This is a genomic window from Bradyrhizobium sp. (assembly GCF_030654605.1).
Lineage (GTDB): Bacteria > Pseudomonadota > Alphaproteobacteria > Rhizobiales > Xanthobacteraceae > Bradyrhizobium.
This window is the reverse complement of sequence record NZ_JAURXB010000208.1, coordinates 1-14,189: the sequence shown is the minus strand read 5'-3', so window position 1 is coordinate 14,189 and position 14,189 is coordinate 1. Positions and strand designations below refer to the sequence as shown.

The 14,189-nt window shown below is 63.6% G+C and carries 14 protein-coding genes, 1 tRNA gene and 1 pseudogene; 11 read left to right on the top strand and 5 right to left on the bottom strand.

The annotated features are described in order from the left end of the window. Positions 1-168: 168 nt before the first annotated feature. The 3 genes from Q7U29_RS19190 to Q7U29_RS19180 all read right to left on the bottom strand — a co-directional run bounded on the left by Q7U29_RS19190 (position 169) and on the right by Q7U29_RS19180 (position 3,066). On the bottom strand, positions 169-1,779 hold the full coding sequence (locus Q7U29_RS19190) for an acyl-CoA synthetase (protein WP_304743948.1): 1,611 nt from the start codon (positions 1,777-1,779) through the stop codon (positions 169-171). Positions 1,780-1,839: 60 nt separating this feature from the next. Continuing rightward, the gene (locus tag Q7U29_RS19185) at positions 1,840-2,295 is read right to left on the bottom strand and encodes a GatB/YqeY domain-containing protein (RefSeq protein WP_304743946.1); all 456 of its coding nucleotides are present in this window, start codon (positions 2,293-2,295) and stop codon (positions 1,840-1,842) included. A 69-nt stretch (positions 2,296-2,364) separates the two neighbouring features. Beyond that, positions 2,365-3,066, bottom strand: coding sequence for an alpha/beta fold hydrolase (locus Q7U29_RS19180; RefSeq protein WP_304743944.1), 702 nt, complete (start codon positions 3,064-3,066; stop codon positions 2,365-2,367). A gap of 168 nt (positions 3,067-3,234) precedes the next feature. Between Q7U29_RS19180 and carA the strand changes: the two genes are divergently transcribed. From carA to Q7U29_RS19165, 3 genes are all read left to right on the top strand, one after another. Next, a complete protein-coding gene (gene carA, locus Q7U29_RS19175) occupies positions 3,235-4,425 on the top strand; it encodes a glutamine-hydrolyzing carbamoyl-phosphate synthase small subunit (protein WP_304743942.1) in 1,191 nt (396 codons plus the stop codon). Between the two features lie 74 nt (positions 4,426-4,499). Beyond that, positions 4,500-5,009, top strand: coding sequence for a PaaI family thioesterase (locus Q7U29_RS19170; RefSeq protein WP_304743940.1), 510 nt, complete (start codon positions 4,500-4,502; stop codon positions 5,007-5,009). 85 nt (positions 5,010-5,094) lie between these two features. Then, positions 5,095-5,622 (top strand): hypothetical protein, encoded by a 528-nt coding sequence (locus tag Q7U29_RS19165; RefSeq protein ID WP_304743939.1) that lies wholly within the window; start codon positions 5,095-5,097, stop codon positions 5,620-5,622. Between the two features lie 130 nt (positions 5,623-5,752). On the opposite strand, the gene Q7U29_RS19160 is transcribed toward Q7U29_RS19165, so the two are convergent. Then, the gene (locus Q7U29_RS19160; RefSeq protein ID WP_304743937.1) at positions 5,753-6,292 is read right to left on the bottom strand and encodes a Dps family protein; all 540 of its coding nucleotides are present in this window, start codon (positions 6,290-6,292) and stop codon (positions 5,753-5,755) included. 123 nt (positions 6,293-6,415) lie between these two features. Between Q7U29_RS19160 and Q7U29_RS19155 the strand changes: the two genes are divergently transcribed. The 7 genes and pseudogenes from Q7U29_RS19155 to Q7U29_RS19125 all read left to right on the top strand — a co-directional run bounded on the left by Q7U29_RS19155 (position 6,416) and on the right by Q7U29_RS19125 (position 13,247). Then, positions 6,416-7,111: a class I SAM-dependent methyltransferase gene (locus tag Q7U29_RS19155; protein ID WP_304743935.1), complete on the top strand. Its 696-nt coding sequence runs from the start codon at positions 6,416-6,418 to the stop codon at positions 7,109-7,111. A 66-nt stretch (positions 7,112-7,177) separates the two neighbouring features. Beyond that, positions 7,178-7,254, top strand: a tRNA-OTHER gene (locus Q7U29_RS19150). A 274-nt stretch (positions 7,255-7,528) separates the two neighbouring features. After that, positions 7,529-10,858, top strand: a complete 3,330-nt coding sequence (gene carB / locus Q7U29_RS19145; protein WP_304743934.1) for a carbamoyl-phosphate synthase large subunit — start codon at positions 7,529-7,531, stop codon at positions 10,856-10,858. Positions 10,859-10,999: 141 nt separating this feature from the next. Next, positions 11,000-11,476, top strand: coding sequence for a transcription elongation factor GreA (greA, locus tag Q7U29_RS19140; RefSeq protein ID WP_184257210.1), 477 nt, complete (start codon positions 11,000-11,002; stop codon positions 11,474-11,476). Between the two features lie 263 nt (positions 11,477-11,739). Further along, entirely contained in the window at positions 11,740-12,147 is a 408-nt protein-coding gene (locus tag Q7U29_RS19135) for a DoxX family protein (RefSeq protein WP_304743932.1), read from the top strand. Positions 12,148-12,329: 182 nt separating this feature from the next. Continuing rightward, positions 12,330-12,680, top strand: a pseudogene (locus Q7U29_RS19130) (DoxX family protein); the annotation flags it as partial. Between the two features lie 150 nt (positions 12,681-12,830). Next, on the top strand, positions 12,831-13,247 hold the full coding sequence (locus Q7U29_RS19125; RefSeq protein ID WP_304743977.1) for a DoxX family protein: 417 nt from the start codon (positions 12,831-12,833) through the stop codon (positions 13,245-13,247). Positions 13,248-13,266: 19 nt separating this feature from the next. On the opposite strand, the gene Q7U29_RS19120 is transcribed toward Q7U29_RS19125, so the two are convergent. Next, positions 13,267-13,746, bottom strand: a complete 480-nt coding sequence (locus Q7U29_RS19120; protein ID WP_304743931.1) for an Lrp/AsnC family transcriptional regulator — start codon at positions 13,744-13,746, stop codon at positions 13,267-13,269. A 266-nt stretch (positions 13,747-14,012) separates the two neighbouring features. Here Q7U29_RS19120 and Q7U29_RS19115 point away from each other — a divergent pair. Then, positions 14,013-14,189 (top strand): FAD-dependent oxidoreductase (locus tag Q7U29_RS19115; protein WP_304743975.1); only part of this gene is annotated, 177 nt, incomplete at its 3' end.

Here is a 14,189-nt window from a genome sequence, read left to right as displayed (position 1 = left end):
CAAATCGGGCGGCCCGCGCAACAACTCTCTCTTTGTCGTCCCTGCGAACGCAGGGACCCATAGTCACCGGCGTCAGTTGGAAAAGAAGGTGTCTAACATGGCCCTCTCACCGTGAAGCCGCGGCGTATGGGTCCCTGCGTTCGCAGGGACGACACCGTGCAACTCGCACTAACCCAGCACCCGCAACTCGCGCCGCAGCACCTTGCCGGTCGCGGTCATCGGCAGGGTGTCGGTGAATTGCACGAAGCGCGGATATTCATGCGCGGCGAGCTGCACTTTGACAAAGTCCTGAATCTCGCGCGCCAGCGCATCGCCGGGCGTGAAGCCCGGTCGCAGCACGATCCAGGCCTTGATCGACTCGGTGCGGATCGGATCGGGAATACCGACCACCGCCGACATCGCCACCGCCGGATGCTTCATCAGCGTGTGCTCGATCTCCGACGGCCCGACGCGATAGCCGGCGGTGGTGATGACGTCGTCCTCGCGGCTCACATACCAGAAATAGCCGTCCTCATCCTGGATGCCGAGATCGCCGGTCAGCAGGAACTCGCCGGCATACTTCTTCGCCGTGCCTTCCGGGTTGCGCCAGTATTCCAGCATGGTGCAGGGATTGGGCTGGCGCACACCGATGATGCCGCGGGTCCCCCGCGGCAGTTCCGTGCCCTTGTCGTCGACGATGCGAACGTCGAAGCCGGGCGTCGCCTTGCCCATCGAGCCCGGCCGGATCGGAAACAGTTTTGAATTGCTGCCGATCACCAGATTGCATTCGGTCTGGCCAAACACTTCGTGGGCGTCGATGCCGAAGGTGGCGCGAACCCATTCCAGGAGCTCGCCACCCAGCGACTCGCCGCCGGTAAAGATGCTGCGCAGCCTGACGCCGTCATGCCTGACACCGGCCTGCCGCATCAGCTTCAGCGCAGTCGGCGGCAGGAACACGTTGCGGATGCCGTAATCGGCCATGACAGTCATCGCCGCCTGCGGCTCGAATTTGCGCGCGCGATGGCCGACGATCGGCACGGCATGGTACCAGGCCGCAAACAGCGCATTGATCAGCCCGCCGATCCAGGCCCAGTCGGCCGGCGTCCACATCAGGTCGCCGGGCTTGGGCAGAAAATCGTGGCACATCTCGACATTGGGCAGATGGCCGAGCACCACGCGGTGCGCGTGCAGCGCGCCCTTGGGATTTCCCGTGGTGCCTGACGTGTAGATGATCAGCGCGGGATCGTCTTTCGAAGTATCGATTGTCGTGAAGTCAGCGGATGCCGCCTTCAGCTCGGGCCAGAACGCCTTGGTCCCGGCCGGCGCCGCATCGCCGATCACATAGATGTTTTTCAAGTCCGGCAGGCGGCCGCGGATTTTTGCCAGCTTCTCGTAGCCGGCCGCATCGGTGACGATGGCCCTGGCGCCGGAATTCGACAGCCGGAATTCCAGCGCGTCCTCGCCGAACAGCGCGAACAGCGGGATCGACACCAGGCCGGATCGAAACGCCGCCAGATGCACGATCGGCAATTCCAGCGACTGCGACAGAAACACCGCGACGCGGTCGCCGCGAACCAGGCCGTCCGCCTTCAGCACGTTGGCAAAACGGCGGGAGAACCCGGCGACCTCATCGAACGAGGTCCGCGTCGCAGCACCTTCCTCGTCGACATAGATCAGCGCGAGGCGCCCGCTGCCGTCGGCATGGCGGTCGCAGCACACGGTGGCGAGGTTGAGCCGATCAGGAATGTCCCAGCGGAAATCGCGGTAGAGGGTGTCGTAGTCGGCGGCTTCGGTGAGCATGAGCGGCGCTTTCGAACCTTTCACAACATCATAGGTGTCGTCCCCGCGAACGATTGTGCACTACGCCGACAGCGCCGCCTTCACCAGCCCGCTGGCTTTTCCGAAATCCATCTGCCCGGCGTATTTTGCCCGGAGCACCGCGATCACCTTGCCCATGTCCTTCATCCCCGCGGCGCCGGTCTCGGCGATGGCGGCTGCGATCGCCGCCTTGACGTCGTCGTCCGACATCTGCTTCGGAAGATAGGCTGATATGATCGCGATCTCCTCGCGCTCCTGGTTGGCGAGTTCGGCGCGGCCGCCCTTGTCGTAGAGTTCGACCGATTCCTGGCGCTGCTTGATCATCTTCTGGAACACGCCGAGAAGATCGGCATCCGACAGCGGCGGCTTGCCTTCGCCGCGGGCGGCGATGTCGGCGTTCTTGATGGTCGAATTCACCATGCGCAGCGTGGAAAGCTTGCGCTCGTCCTTGGCCCGCATCGCGTCCTTGACCGCGTTGTTGATGTCGTCGCGCAGCATCGTGATGTCCTCTCGCGGGCTGAAGTCGCTGGAAGCCCCTGATCTAGGCCGTTCGTCCCCTGGAAACAACTAGATCCGCAGCCATTCGACCAGCGCCTCGGCCGTCGCCTGCGGCTGTTCCGGCGGCGTCAGGTGGCCGCAATTCGGCACGATGACGAGTTTGGCGCCGGCAATGCCATTCGCCATCTCGGTCGACAGCGAATTCGAAACGGTCTTGTCCTCGTCGCTCGAGAGCACCAGCGTCGGACATTTGATCCACGCCAGCGTCGGCCGCGAGTCCGTCCGGGTCATGATCGCCATCTGCTGACGGACGAAGGCTTCGGGCCCGACGTCGTCGCCCATGTCATGCACCAGCTGGCGCAAGGAAGCGTCATCCCGCCGCGACGGATGCACGAAACCGGCAAACAGCTCATCCAGAATCGTGCGGTATTCGCCGGCTTTGGCGCGAACGATCTGGCCGCGTCGCCGCTCGCCGGCCTCCGGCGTATCGGAGCGCGCCTGGGTGTTCAGCAGCGCCAGTTTTGCCACCCGCTCCGGCGCCTGCCGCATGATTTCGAAGGCGATGTAGCCGCCCATGGAATGGCCGGCCAGCGCGAAACGCGGCGGCGCCTCGGCCAGGATCTTGCGCGCGATCGCGCCCATATTGTCGTCGCGGATGTGGTTGGCCACCGTCACCGGGCCGAATCGCCACAAGGCCGGGACAACAGGCGCATAGATCCGTGGCGAGCACGCCAGCCCCGGAACCAGCAGGATCGGCATCGGATTGTCCATGCTTGGCTCCGGATCGGGGGTTTTCGGGGGTAAAGCGGGCAAATCGGCCCTGGACGGGGAACTCCAGATTAAGACCCCGGCCCCGCCTGTCAAATATGCGCAAAGTGCATGTGAATCCGCAGCTTCCGGCTTTGACGCCCGCGAATGCGGCGACTATGTAATGCGCTCATGACATCACCTGAAAACAGTTCAGCCTGGCCGGACCACAAACCGACCGCGCTCCTCGTGCTTGCCGATGGCACCGTGCTGGAGGGTTTCGGCCTCGGCGCGGAAGGCCAGGCGGTCGGCGAAGTCTGCTTCAACACCGCGATGACCGGCTATGAGGAGATCCTCACGGATCCCTCCTATGCCGGGCAGCTCATCACCTTCACCTTTCCGCACATCGGCAATGTCGGCACCAACGACGAGGACATCGAGACGGTGAACATGGCGGCGACGCCAGGCGCGCGCGGCGTGATTTTGCGCGCAGCCATTACCGACCCCTCCAACTACCGCTCCGTCAGACATCTCGACCAGTGGCTGAAGGCGCGCGGCATCATCGGCCTGTCCGGCATCGATACCCGCGCCCTGACAGCGCTGATCCGCAGCAAGGGCATGCCCAATGCCGTGATCGCGCATGCCAAAGACGGGCAATTCGACCTGCATGGCCTGAAGGAAGAAGCCCGCGAATGGCCCGGCCTCGAGGGCATGGACCTGGTGCCGATGGTGACCTCCGCCCAGCGCTTCACCTGGGATGAGACGCCGTGGGCGTGGGAAAAGGGCTTTGGCCGGCAGACCGCGCCGGAGTTCAACGTCGTCGCCATCGACTACGGTATCAAGCGCAACATTTTGCGCCTGCTGGCCGGCGAAGGCTGCAAGATCACGGTGGTGCCGGCGACCACCTCGGCCGAAGACATCCTGGCGATGAAGCCCGACGGCGTGTTCCTGTCGAACGGCCCCGGCGATCCCGCCGAGACCGGCAAATACGCCGTGCCGGTGATCCAGAAGGTGATCGAGTCCGGCACCCCGACCTTCGGCATCTGTCTGGGTCACCAGATGCTCGGCCTCGCCGTCGGCGCCAGGACCAAGAAGATGCATCAGGGCCATCACGGCGCCAATCATCCGGTCAAGGACGAGACCACCGGCAAGGTCGAGATCACCTCGATGAACCACGGTTTTGCCGTGGACCAGGACACCCTGCCGAAGGGCGCGACGCAGACCCACATCTCGCTGTTCGACGGCTCCAATTGCGGCATCTCGCTCGACGGCAAACCGGTGTTCTCGGTGCAGTATCACCCGGAAGCCTCGCCCGGCCCCCGCGACTCGCATTATCTGTTCAAGCGGTTCGCCGACCTGATGCGGGCGAAGAAGAGCGCTTAAGCCGAGCTTCGTCATTGCGACAATTGATCGTGCTGTAATATGATGTCCATCATCATATGAGCAGGAGCCTTCTGATGGCTGACGCAACGGCCCCCAAAATCGAATATGGCGTAACGGCACTCGGGGTGATGGCCTCGATGGCGGGGCTGGACTTCGTCCGCGCCATGTTCGCCGGCAGATTGCCGCCGCCGCCGATCATGCAGACGATCGAGCCATTCGATCAGACCGCCGAGCCCGGAATCGTGGTGTTTCACAGCATCCCCGGCTTCCGGCACTACAACCCGATCGGCTCGGTGCATGGCGGCTACGCCGCAACCCTGCTGGATTCGGCGATGGGGCTTGCGGTCCATACCGCGCTGCCGGCCGGCACCGGCTACACCACGCTCGAATTCAAGGTCTCCTTCATCAAGGGCATGACCAGGGAGACCGGTCCGATCCGGACCGAAGGCCGCACGCTGAGCGTCGGCCGCCGCGCCGCGACGGCGGAAGCGCGCATTACCGACGCCAAGGGCCGGCTGCTGGCGCATGCCACCACGACCTGTCTCGTCTTCGAGCTTCCGGCCACCTCTCCGGTGGGCAGCTAGGCAGGATCTTCGCGGCTCCCCATGGGAACGCGGGCGGCTGACACCGGCTTATTCCCCGCATATCCTCTGGTGCGGGAGAATGGCCATGTCCGTCGTCAGCGACGATATCGAACCGCTCGCCTTCGTGTTCGCGGACGACGGTTTGGTCCCCAACAATCCGATGCCGTTTCTGGTCTACAAGGGCGCGATCGACGTCGCCGGCGCGCATCCCGAAAGGACCATCGAGGGCCTGTTCGGCGCCAATGGCTGGGGCGAGATGTGGCGCAACGGCGTCTACGAGTATCTGCACTACCATGCGACGGTTCATGAAGTGCTGGGCGTGGCGCGCGGTCACGCGCGCGTCCGATTCGGCGGCGACCAGGGCCGCGAGTTCGACATTGCGGCAGGCGATGTCGCCATCCTGCCGGCCGGCACCGGGCATCAATGCCTGACGGCGAGCACGGATTTTTGCGTGGTCGGCGCCTATCCGCCGGGGCCGCCGATGGATCTGGTGCGGCCGACGAAGCAAGCTCACGCGAAGGCGCTGCAGACGATTCCGCAAGTGAAGCTGCCGAACACCGATCCGGTGCGGGGCGCGGATGGGCCGCTGGTGAGGTTGTGGAGGAGGAAATAGTTTCCATCATTGCGAGCCACCGGGTCGCGCGAATGCGCGCCCGATGACAGGCTCCGCGAAGCAATCCAGCTTGCTTCAAGTAAGCTGGATTGCTTCGTCGCTTCGCTCCTCGCAATGACGGAAGGGAACGCTACGCCGCGTTGTCGCCTTCCTGCCGGCTGGCTTCGAACAGGAACCAGGTGCGACGCTCGGTCTGATCGATGAAGTTTTCCAGCAGGGAGGTGGTGCCGACATCCTCGTGGTCGTCGGCCAGCTTGCGCGCCTTGCGCATCGCCGCCGCCATCTTCTTGTTGTCTTCCATCAATTCACGCAGCATCTCGCGCGGCGGTACGTAGGCCTCGTTGTTGTCCTTGACGGTCTGCAATTTCGCGACCTGCCCGATCGAGCGCAGCGTGACGCCGCCGATCTTGCGGACGCGTTCGGCCAACTCGTCGGTGGTGGCGAGGATCGCGGCGGCCTGCTCGTCGAGCAGCAGATGGTAGTCGCGGAAATGCCGCCCCGAGACATGCCAGTGGAAATTCTTGGTCTTCATGTAGAGCGCGAAGGCGTCGGCCAGCAGCACGTTGAGCGCGGCCGAAATCTTGTCCACCCCCGCCTGCGGCAGATCGGTGGGCGTATCGAGATCGGGGGACACCTTGCCGGATTTGCTGTCTTGCCTGGCTTTGCTCACGCTGCACCTTCCTGTTAGGAACCGGACATTGGACGTTGGACACCGGTCGCGGGACCATCTAACGCAGCACCTACGCAGCCGGTTCCACGCCCGGAACCCCCGTTTTGGCCGGACACATCAGCGATGGACGACTGGATCGACTATTACGATTCGACGCATACAATTTATGCGAGCAGGCTGCATCGCGACCTGCATTTCCAGATCATCGCCCGGGACATCATCGGCTACATCTCCTCCCCGGACGCGGTGGTACTGGACTACGCCTGCGGCGAAGCGCTGTCCGCGGCCAAGGTCGCCGACGCCTGCGGCAAGCTTTATCTCGCCGAACCGGCACCCGGCGTGCGCGGCCGGCTGATCGCGCGCTTTGCCCCGAACACCAAGATCAGGGTGCGCTCGCTCGACGACCTCCGGAACATGGAGGAAAAATCCATCGATCTCGCGGTCATGAATTCGGTCGCCCAATACATGACGCCGGCCGAACTCGATCAGGCCTTCGCGGTGGTCAAACGGCTGCTGAAGCCCGGCGGCCGGCTGGTGGTGGGCGACATCCTTCGCCCCGACGTCGGCATGGGCAGGGATGTCGCGGCGCTGTTGCGCTTCGCGCTCACCCACGGTTTCCTGAAGGACGCCCTGATCGGGCTGGTCTCGACCGCGCTGTCGGACTACCGGCAGTTGCGCGCCAAGGTCGGGCTGCAGCGCTACGGCGAGGCCGAGATGGTCGCAAAACTGGCCGCCAGCGGATTTACCGCCTCGCGCGCGCACTTCAATATCGGCCACAACCCGTGGCGGATGACTTTCGTGGCGCGCCACGCGTTCTGACCGGCCCGTTAGGGTTAATCAACGGCAAGCATGGCTCACGTCGACGTGATCGGCGATGATCGGCTCGGCCCGGTGGCGGAAAGCGTCGACGCGGGAGCAGTGCAATGCTCTTTATCCTGGTTCGAATCCAGGCCGGGCCTCCAGCCTTCGCTGCTCCGCAGCTTCGGCTGGGCAAGCCAGCCCGAGTCGGGCTTCGGGCCATCCCCCAGGCGGGCTTGCCCCGCCATAGCCCGCAGGGCGACGGCGGGAAAATGCCGGTTGATGGGACCTCTAAGACCCTTTCGCGGGTGCGGAATCTGGTCTAAAGACCACCCGCGCGCGAGGTTGATCCCAAGCGCCGGGTTTGAGGGACGCGCGACAGGCGCGCCCTTTTTTTGTGCCCAGTTCCCAGCCCCCGAGACTTGCCCCCGAGACTTGATGCCCAAAAGAACCGATATCTCCACCATCCTGATCATTGGCGCCGGTCCGATCGTGATCGGCCAGGCCTGCGAATTCGACTATTCCGGCACCCAGGCGGTCAAAACGCTGAAGGACGAGGGCTACCGCATCGTCCTGGTCAATTCCAATCCGGCCACCATCATGACCGATCCGGAACTGGCCGACGCCACCTATATCGAGCCGATCACGCCGGAAATCGTCGCCAAGATCATCGAAAAGGAGCGCGGCGACCGTTCCAAGGGTTTTGCCTTGCTGCCGACGATGGGCGGCCAGACCGCGCTGAACTGCGCGCTTTCCCTGCGCAAGCAGGGCACGCTGGAGAAATTCGACGTCGAGATGATCGGCGCCACCGCCGACGCCATCGACAAGGCCGAGGACCGTCAGCGTTTTCGCGAGGCGATGACCAAGATCGGGCTGGAGACGCCGCGCTCGGTCCAGGTGAAGACGCTGCCGGACGCGCTGCGAGCGCTCGACGTGATCGACTTCCCGGCCCTGATCCGCCCCTCCTTCACCATGGGCGGCACCGGCGGCGGCATCGCCTACACCAAGGCGGAATTCATCGAGATCGTCGAACGCGGCATCGATGCCTCGCCGACCTCCGAAGTGCTGATCGAGGAATCCGTGCTCGGCTGGAAAGAGTTCGAGATGGAGGTGGTGCGCGACAAGAAAGACAATTGCATCATCATCTGCTCGATCGAGAACCTCGATCCGATGGGCGTGCATACCGGCGATTCCATCACGGTGGCGCCGGCCCTGACCCTGACCGACAAGGAATACCAGATCATGCGCGACGCCTCGCTGGCGGTGCTGCGCGAGATCGGGGTCGAGACCGGCGGCTCCAACGTGCAGTTCGGCGTCAATCCGGCCGACGGCCGCATGGTCGTGATCGAGATGAATCCGCGGGTGTCGCGCTCTTCCGCACTCGCTTCGAAGGCCACCGGCTTCCCAATTGCCAAAGTCGCGGCCAAACTCGCGGTCGGCTACACGCTGGACGAGATCGCCAACGACATCACCGGCGGCGCGACACCGGCCTCGTTCGAGCCGACCATCGATTACGTCGTGGTCAAGATTCCGCGCTTTGCATTTGAAAAGTTTCCCGGCGCCTCCACCACGCTGACGACGTCGATGAAGTCGGTCGGCGAAGTGATGGCGATCGGCCGCACTTTCCAGGAGAGCCTGCAAAAGGCGCTGCGCGGCCTCGAGACCGGGTTGACCGGGCTCGATGAAATCGAGATCGAGGGCCTCGGCCGCAGCGACGACAAGAATGCGATCCGCGCCGCCCTGGGCACACCGACGCCGGACCGCCTGTTGCAGGTGGCGCAGGCGATGCGGCTTGGCTGGAGCAATGAGGAGATCTTCACCTCCTGCAAGATCGATCCATGGTTCCTCGCGGAGATGCGCGGCATCGTCGAGATGGAAAGCAAGATCAAGCAGAGCGGCCTGCCCACGCATGCGTTCGGCATGCGCACCCTGAAGGCAATGGGCTTTTCGGACGCGCGGCTCGCGGTGCTGACCCAGGCGACCGAGGCTGCCGTGACAGCCCAGCGCCAGGCGCTCGGGGTCCGCCCGGTGTTCAAGCGCATCGACACCTGCGCCGCCGAGTTCGCTTCGCCGACCGCCTATATGTATTCGACCTACGAGTCGCCGTTCGCCGGCGCGCCGGCCGACGAGAGCGCACCGACCGACGCGAAGAAGGTCATCATTCTCGGCGGCGGCCCGAACCGGATCGGCCAGGGCATCGAGTTCGACTACTGCTGCTGCCATGCCTGTTTCGCGCTGCACGACGCCGGCTTTGAAACCATCATGATCAACTGCAACCCGGAAACGGTGTCGACGGACTACGACACCGCGGACCGGCTGTATTTCGAGCCGCTGACCGCCGAGGACGTGCTGGAAATCATCGCCACCGAACGCAGGAACGGCACGCTGCACGGCGTCATCGTTCAGTTCGGCGGCCAGACCCCCCTGAAACTGGCGCGCGCGCTGGAAGCGGCCAATGTGCCGATCCTCGGCACCTCGCCCGACGCCATCGACCTCGCCGAGGACCGCGACCGCTTCAAGCGCGTGCTCGACAAGCTCAGGCTGAAACAGCCGAAGAACGGCATCGCCTATTCGGTCGAGCAGGCGCGACTGGTGGCGGCCGATCTCGGCCTGCCGCTGGTGGTGCGCCCGTCCTACGTGCTCGGCGGCCGCGCCATGCAGATCATCCGCGAGGACAACCAGCTCAGCGACTATCTGCTCGGCACCTTGCCCGAACTCGTCCCCGGCGACGTCAAGGCGCGCTATCCGAACGACAAGACCGGCCAGATCAACACCGTGCTCGGCACCAATCCGCTGCTGTTCGACCGCTATCTGTCCGACGCCATCGAGATCGACGTCGACTGCCTGTGCGACGGCAAGGACACTTTCATCGTCGGCATCATGGAGCATATCGAGGAAGCCGGTATTCACTCCGGCGATAGCGCCTGCTCGCTGCCGCCGCATTCGCTCGATGCGGCGATGATATCAGAGCTGGAGCGGCAGACCCGCGAACTCGCGCTCGGCCTCGACGTGGTCGGGCTGATGAACGTGCAATACGCCATCAAGGACGGCGACATCTACGTGCTCGAAGTCAACCCGCGGGCGTCGCGCACCGTGCCGTTCGTCGCCAAGGTGATGGGCATGCCGGTGGCGAAGATCGCAGCGCGAATCATGGCTGGCGAGAAGCTCGCCGATTTCAATTTGAAGAAGCGCAAGCTCGATCATGTCGGCGTCAAGGAATCGGTCTTCCCGTTCGCCCGCTTCCCCGGCGTCGATACCGTGCTCGGCCCGGAGATGCGATCGACTGGCGAAGTAATGGGTATCGACCGCTCGTTCGAGGTGGCGTTCGCCAAGAGCCAGCTCGGCGGCGGCACCCGCGTGCCGCGCAAGGGTACGGTGTTCGTCTCGGTCCGCGAGATCGACAAGGTCAGGATCCTGGACGCGGTGCGGCTGTTGTTTTCGCTGGGCTTCAAGGTGATGGCGACCTCGGGCACCCAGCGTTTCCTCGCCGACAGCGGGGTGCCGACCGAGAAAGTTAACAAGGTGCTGGAGGGACGGCCGCATATCGTCGATGCCATCATGAACGGCGACATCCAGCTGGTCTTCAATACCACCGAAGGGCCGCAGGCGCTGGCCGACAGCCGGTCGTTGCGCCGCGCTGCCCTCTTGCATAAAGTGCCATATTACACCACTCTTTCGGGCGCCGTGGCGGCCGCGCAGGGGATCCGCGCCTATCTGGGCGGGGACCTTGAGGTCCGCACGCTGCAGAGTTACTTTTCCGAAACCTGATCCTTTGACCGGGCGTCCGCGCCCGGCAACGGATCGGTAATGAATCCGGCATGACTGGAACTCGCCAGTCATGAGCGTGTTCTGTTTCGGCGTTTGTGCGTGCCGCGGATTGGTCCGCATGAAGTTGAAGGACGAAGAACTATGATGGAAAAGGTTCCGATGACCGCGGGCGGCTATGCCGCCCTCGAAGTCGAGTTGAAGCAGCGCCAGTCCGTGGACCGTCCACGGATCATCGAGCACATCGCGGAGGCGCGCTCGCATGGCGACCTTTCGGAGAACGCGGAATATCACGCCGCGAAGGAAGAGCAGTCGCACAATGAGGGCCGCATCGCCGAGCTCGAAGACAAGCTCGCGCGCGCCGATATCATCGACATCTCCAAGCTGTCCGGCGACACCATCAAATTCGGCGCGACCGTCACGCTGGTCGACGAGGACACCGAAAAGAAGGCGGTGTGGCAGATCGTCGGCGAGCCGGAGGCCGACGCCAAGAAGGGCCGCATCTCCATCACCTCGCCGCTGGCGCGCGCGCTGATCGGCAAGAAGAAGGGCGCATCGGTGGAAGTCGTGGCGCCCGGCGGCGCCAAGGCCTACGAGATCACCAAGGTCGAGTGGCGCTGATCGCTCGAAGCCGGCTTTCGAATTTTGTCAGCATGAAACGGCCGGGGATATTTCCCGGCCTTTTTCATATGTCCGGCCGGCAACACAATTCTCCGTGAGCGGTCCCGAGCCGGCGGTGACGACGCACAGCGACTACACTTTGCCTGCTGCATTATTCCCCTGCTGCTCTGCGATAGCTCACGAATTTCTTGCGGCGACATGCTTTCCCTCGAAGCCGCGACGCGATACGACTCGGGGCGAGCATTAAACTTTAGGGGGAGAGTATGGACGCATTCGACAAGCTAGCAGCGAAATGGCAGCCGACAGCACTGAGCCTGTTTCGCTTCATCACCGGCTTGCTGCTGTTTCAATATGGCGTCGCCAAACTTTTCAAGTTTCCGCCGGTACCGATGTTTGCAAAAGTCGAGTTGATGTCGCTTTACGGCGCGGCCGGCACGCTTGAATTGATCCTGGGCGGACTACTCTTGCTCGGCCTTTTCACCCGGCTCGTGGCCTTCATGCTCGCCGGCGAAATGGCTTTCGCTTATTTCCTCGGCCATGCACCGATGGGCTTTTTTCCACTCATCAACAACGGCACGCTCGCGATCCTCTTCTGCTTCGCCTGCCTCTATCTGTCGACCGCTGGCGGCGGGCCGTACAGCCTCGACGCCATGATGCGGAAGAAGACGTAACGGCGCCTGGATCCGTCATTGCGAGCGAAGCGAAGCAATCCATCCTGCAACAACAGTGGACTGCTTCGTCGCGGAGCCTGTCATCGGGCGCGCATTCACGCGACCCGTTGGCTTCTCGCAATGACGGCGCCGTATAGCGCGGCTTAGCCCTGCACTTTCGGCACTGCCGCTGCGTTATTTCTGTGCCGCGTTGCGAGCCGCAGCGGATTTTTGAGCGGTGGTTGCTTTCCCCAGAAGCCGCGACGCGATACGAATCGGACGCGTTTGATTCCTGGGAGGCAATCTTGACCGAAGCACTGGTGGGGTTCGCGCCGCGAGCGCTGAGCCTGCTGCGCGTCATGACAGGCTTGCTGATCATTCAGCATGGCATGGCAAGGACCATCGGCTTTCCGGTGGTGCCGTCCAACGCCAATATCCAGTTGTTCTCGATGATCGGCGCCACCGGATTCGTTCAACTGATCTGCGGCGCGCTGTTGATCCTCGGGCTGTGGACGCGGCCAGCGGCCTTGATCATCGCCGTGAACCTGGCGTTTCTCCTCATCACCGGATACTTGCCGAAAGGCTTTCACCCGCTGGTCGCCGGCAGCACGCTGACGATCCTGTACCTCCTCAGCTGCCTCTATCTGTCGAGCGCTGGCGCGGGGCCGTGGAGCGTCGATGCGTCGCGCTCGAGCGGGGCGGCCATGGACAAGTTCAACAGCACGCTCGCGGACTTCGAACCGACGGCCCTCAGCATCTACCGGATCTTCACGGGATTGCTGCTGTTTCAGTACGGCCTCGCCAAAATCTACAAGATTCCGCGGCTGCCCGCTTTCCTCGATATTTCACCGCTGGTCACGGTCGCTGGCGTGCTCGAACTGGTGGGCGGCGCCTTGTTGATACTGGGGCTGTTTACGCGGCCGGTGGCCTTCATCCTGTCGGGTCAGATGGCGTTCGCTTACTTCATCGGCCACATGTTCAAGGACGGGCTCGCCGCACCGGCGTTGATCCCGCTGCTCAATGGCGGCAACGCGGCGATTCTGTTCTGCTTCGCCTGCTTCCATCTCGCCTGCGCCGGCGGCGGGCCGTGGGCTCTCGACGCGACGCGCGGCAAACGCTGAGCGCGGGCGTCGCTGTAACTCAGCCCGGCACTTTCAATTCCAGCGGCACCGCCGCCTCGTATTTCGAATTGTGCAGCACCAGCGAGGTCCGGACGTTGCGGACATGCGGCGCCGCGGTCAGGTGGGTGACGAAATCCTGGAACGTCGCCATGTCCGGCGCGACGCATTTCAGGATGAAATCGACCTCGCCCGACAGCATCCAGCATTCCCGTACCAAGGGCTCGGCGCGCACGAACTCCTCGAACGCGCGCAGGTCGGCATCGGTCTGGCTGGACAGGTGCACCGAAGCGAACACCGTGACGTCGAAACCGAGCCGGCGCGGATCCAGCAGCCCGCGATAGCCCTGGATATAGCCGGCCTCCTCCAGCGTCCGGACCCGGCGCAGGCAGGGCGGCGGCGAAATGCCGACGCGTTTGGCCAGTTCGACATTGGTGATTCGGCCATCGGCCTGGATTTCGGCGAGGATTTTGAGGTCGATCTCGTCAAGATTCTTCGACACGCGGGTCCAGGTCCTGGCTAAGCGGCTTGCGGGATGGGTATCGGCAACACTCTTAGCCCAGCTCGCGCGGCTTGCGCAATTTTATTGCGCGTGCGCTGCGTCATTTTTCCACCTCACGGGGAAAATTCGCGGATATGTATTGCAATTCTTGCATAGCTTGCCAGATGCCCTATCTTGGATTTGACACCTTCAGCGTCGGCGCGACGTCTTTCCAGGCACATTCGGCTCGATCGCTGGCCAAATTCCCTTAAGAGTGGACCCTTCCTATGCCTGCCCCCATCCATGCCAAGGTCGTCATCATCGGGTCCGGTCCGGCCGGCTACACTGCGGCGATCTACGCCGCGCGCGCCATGCTCGAACCGGTACTGATCCAGGGCATGCAGCCCGGCGGCCAGCTCACCATCACCACCGACGTGGAGAATTATCCGGGTTTTGCGGACGTG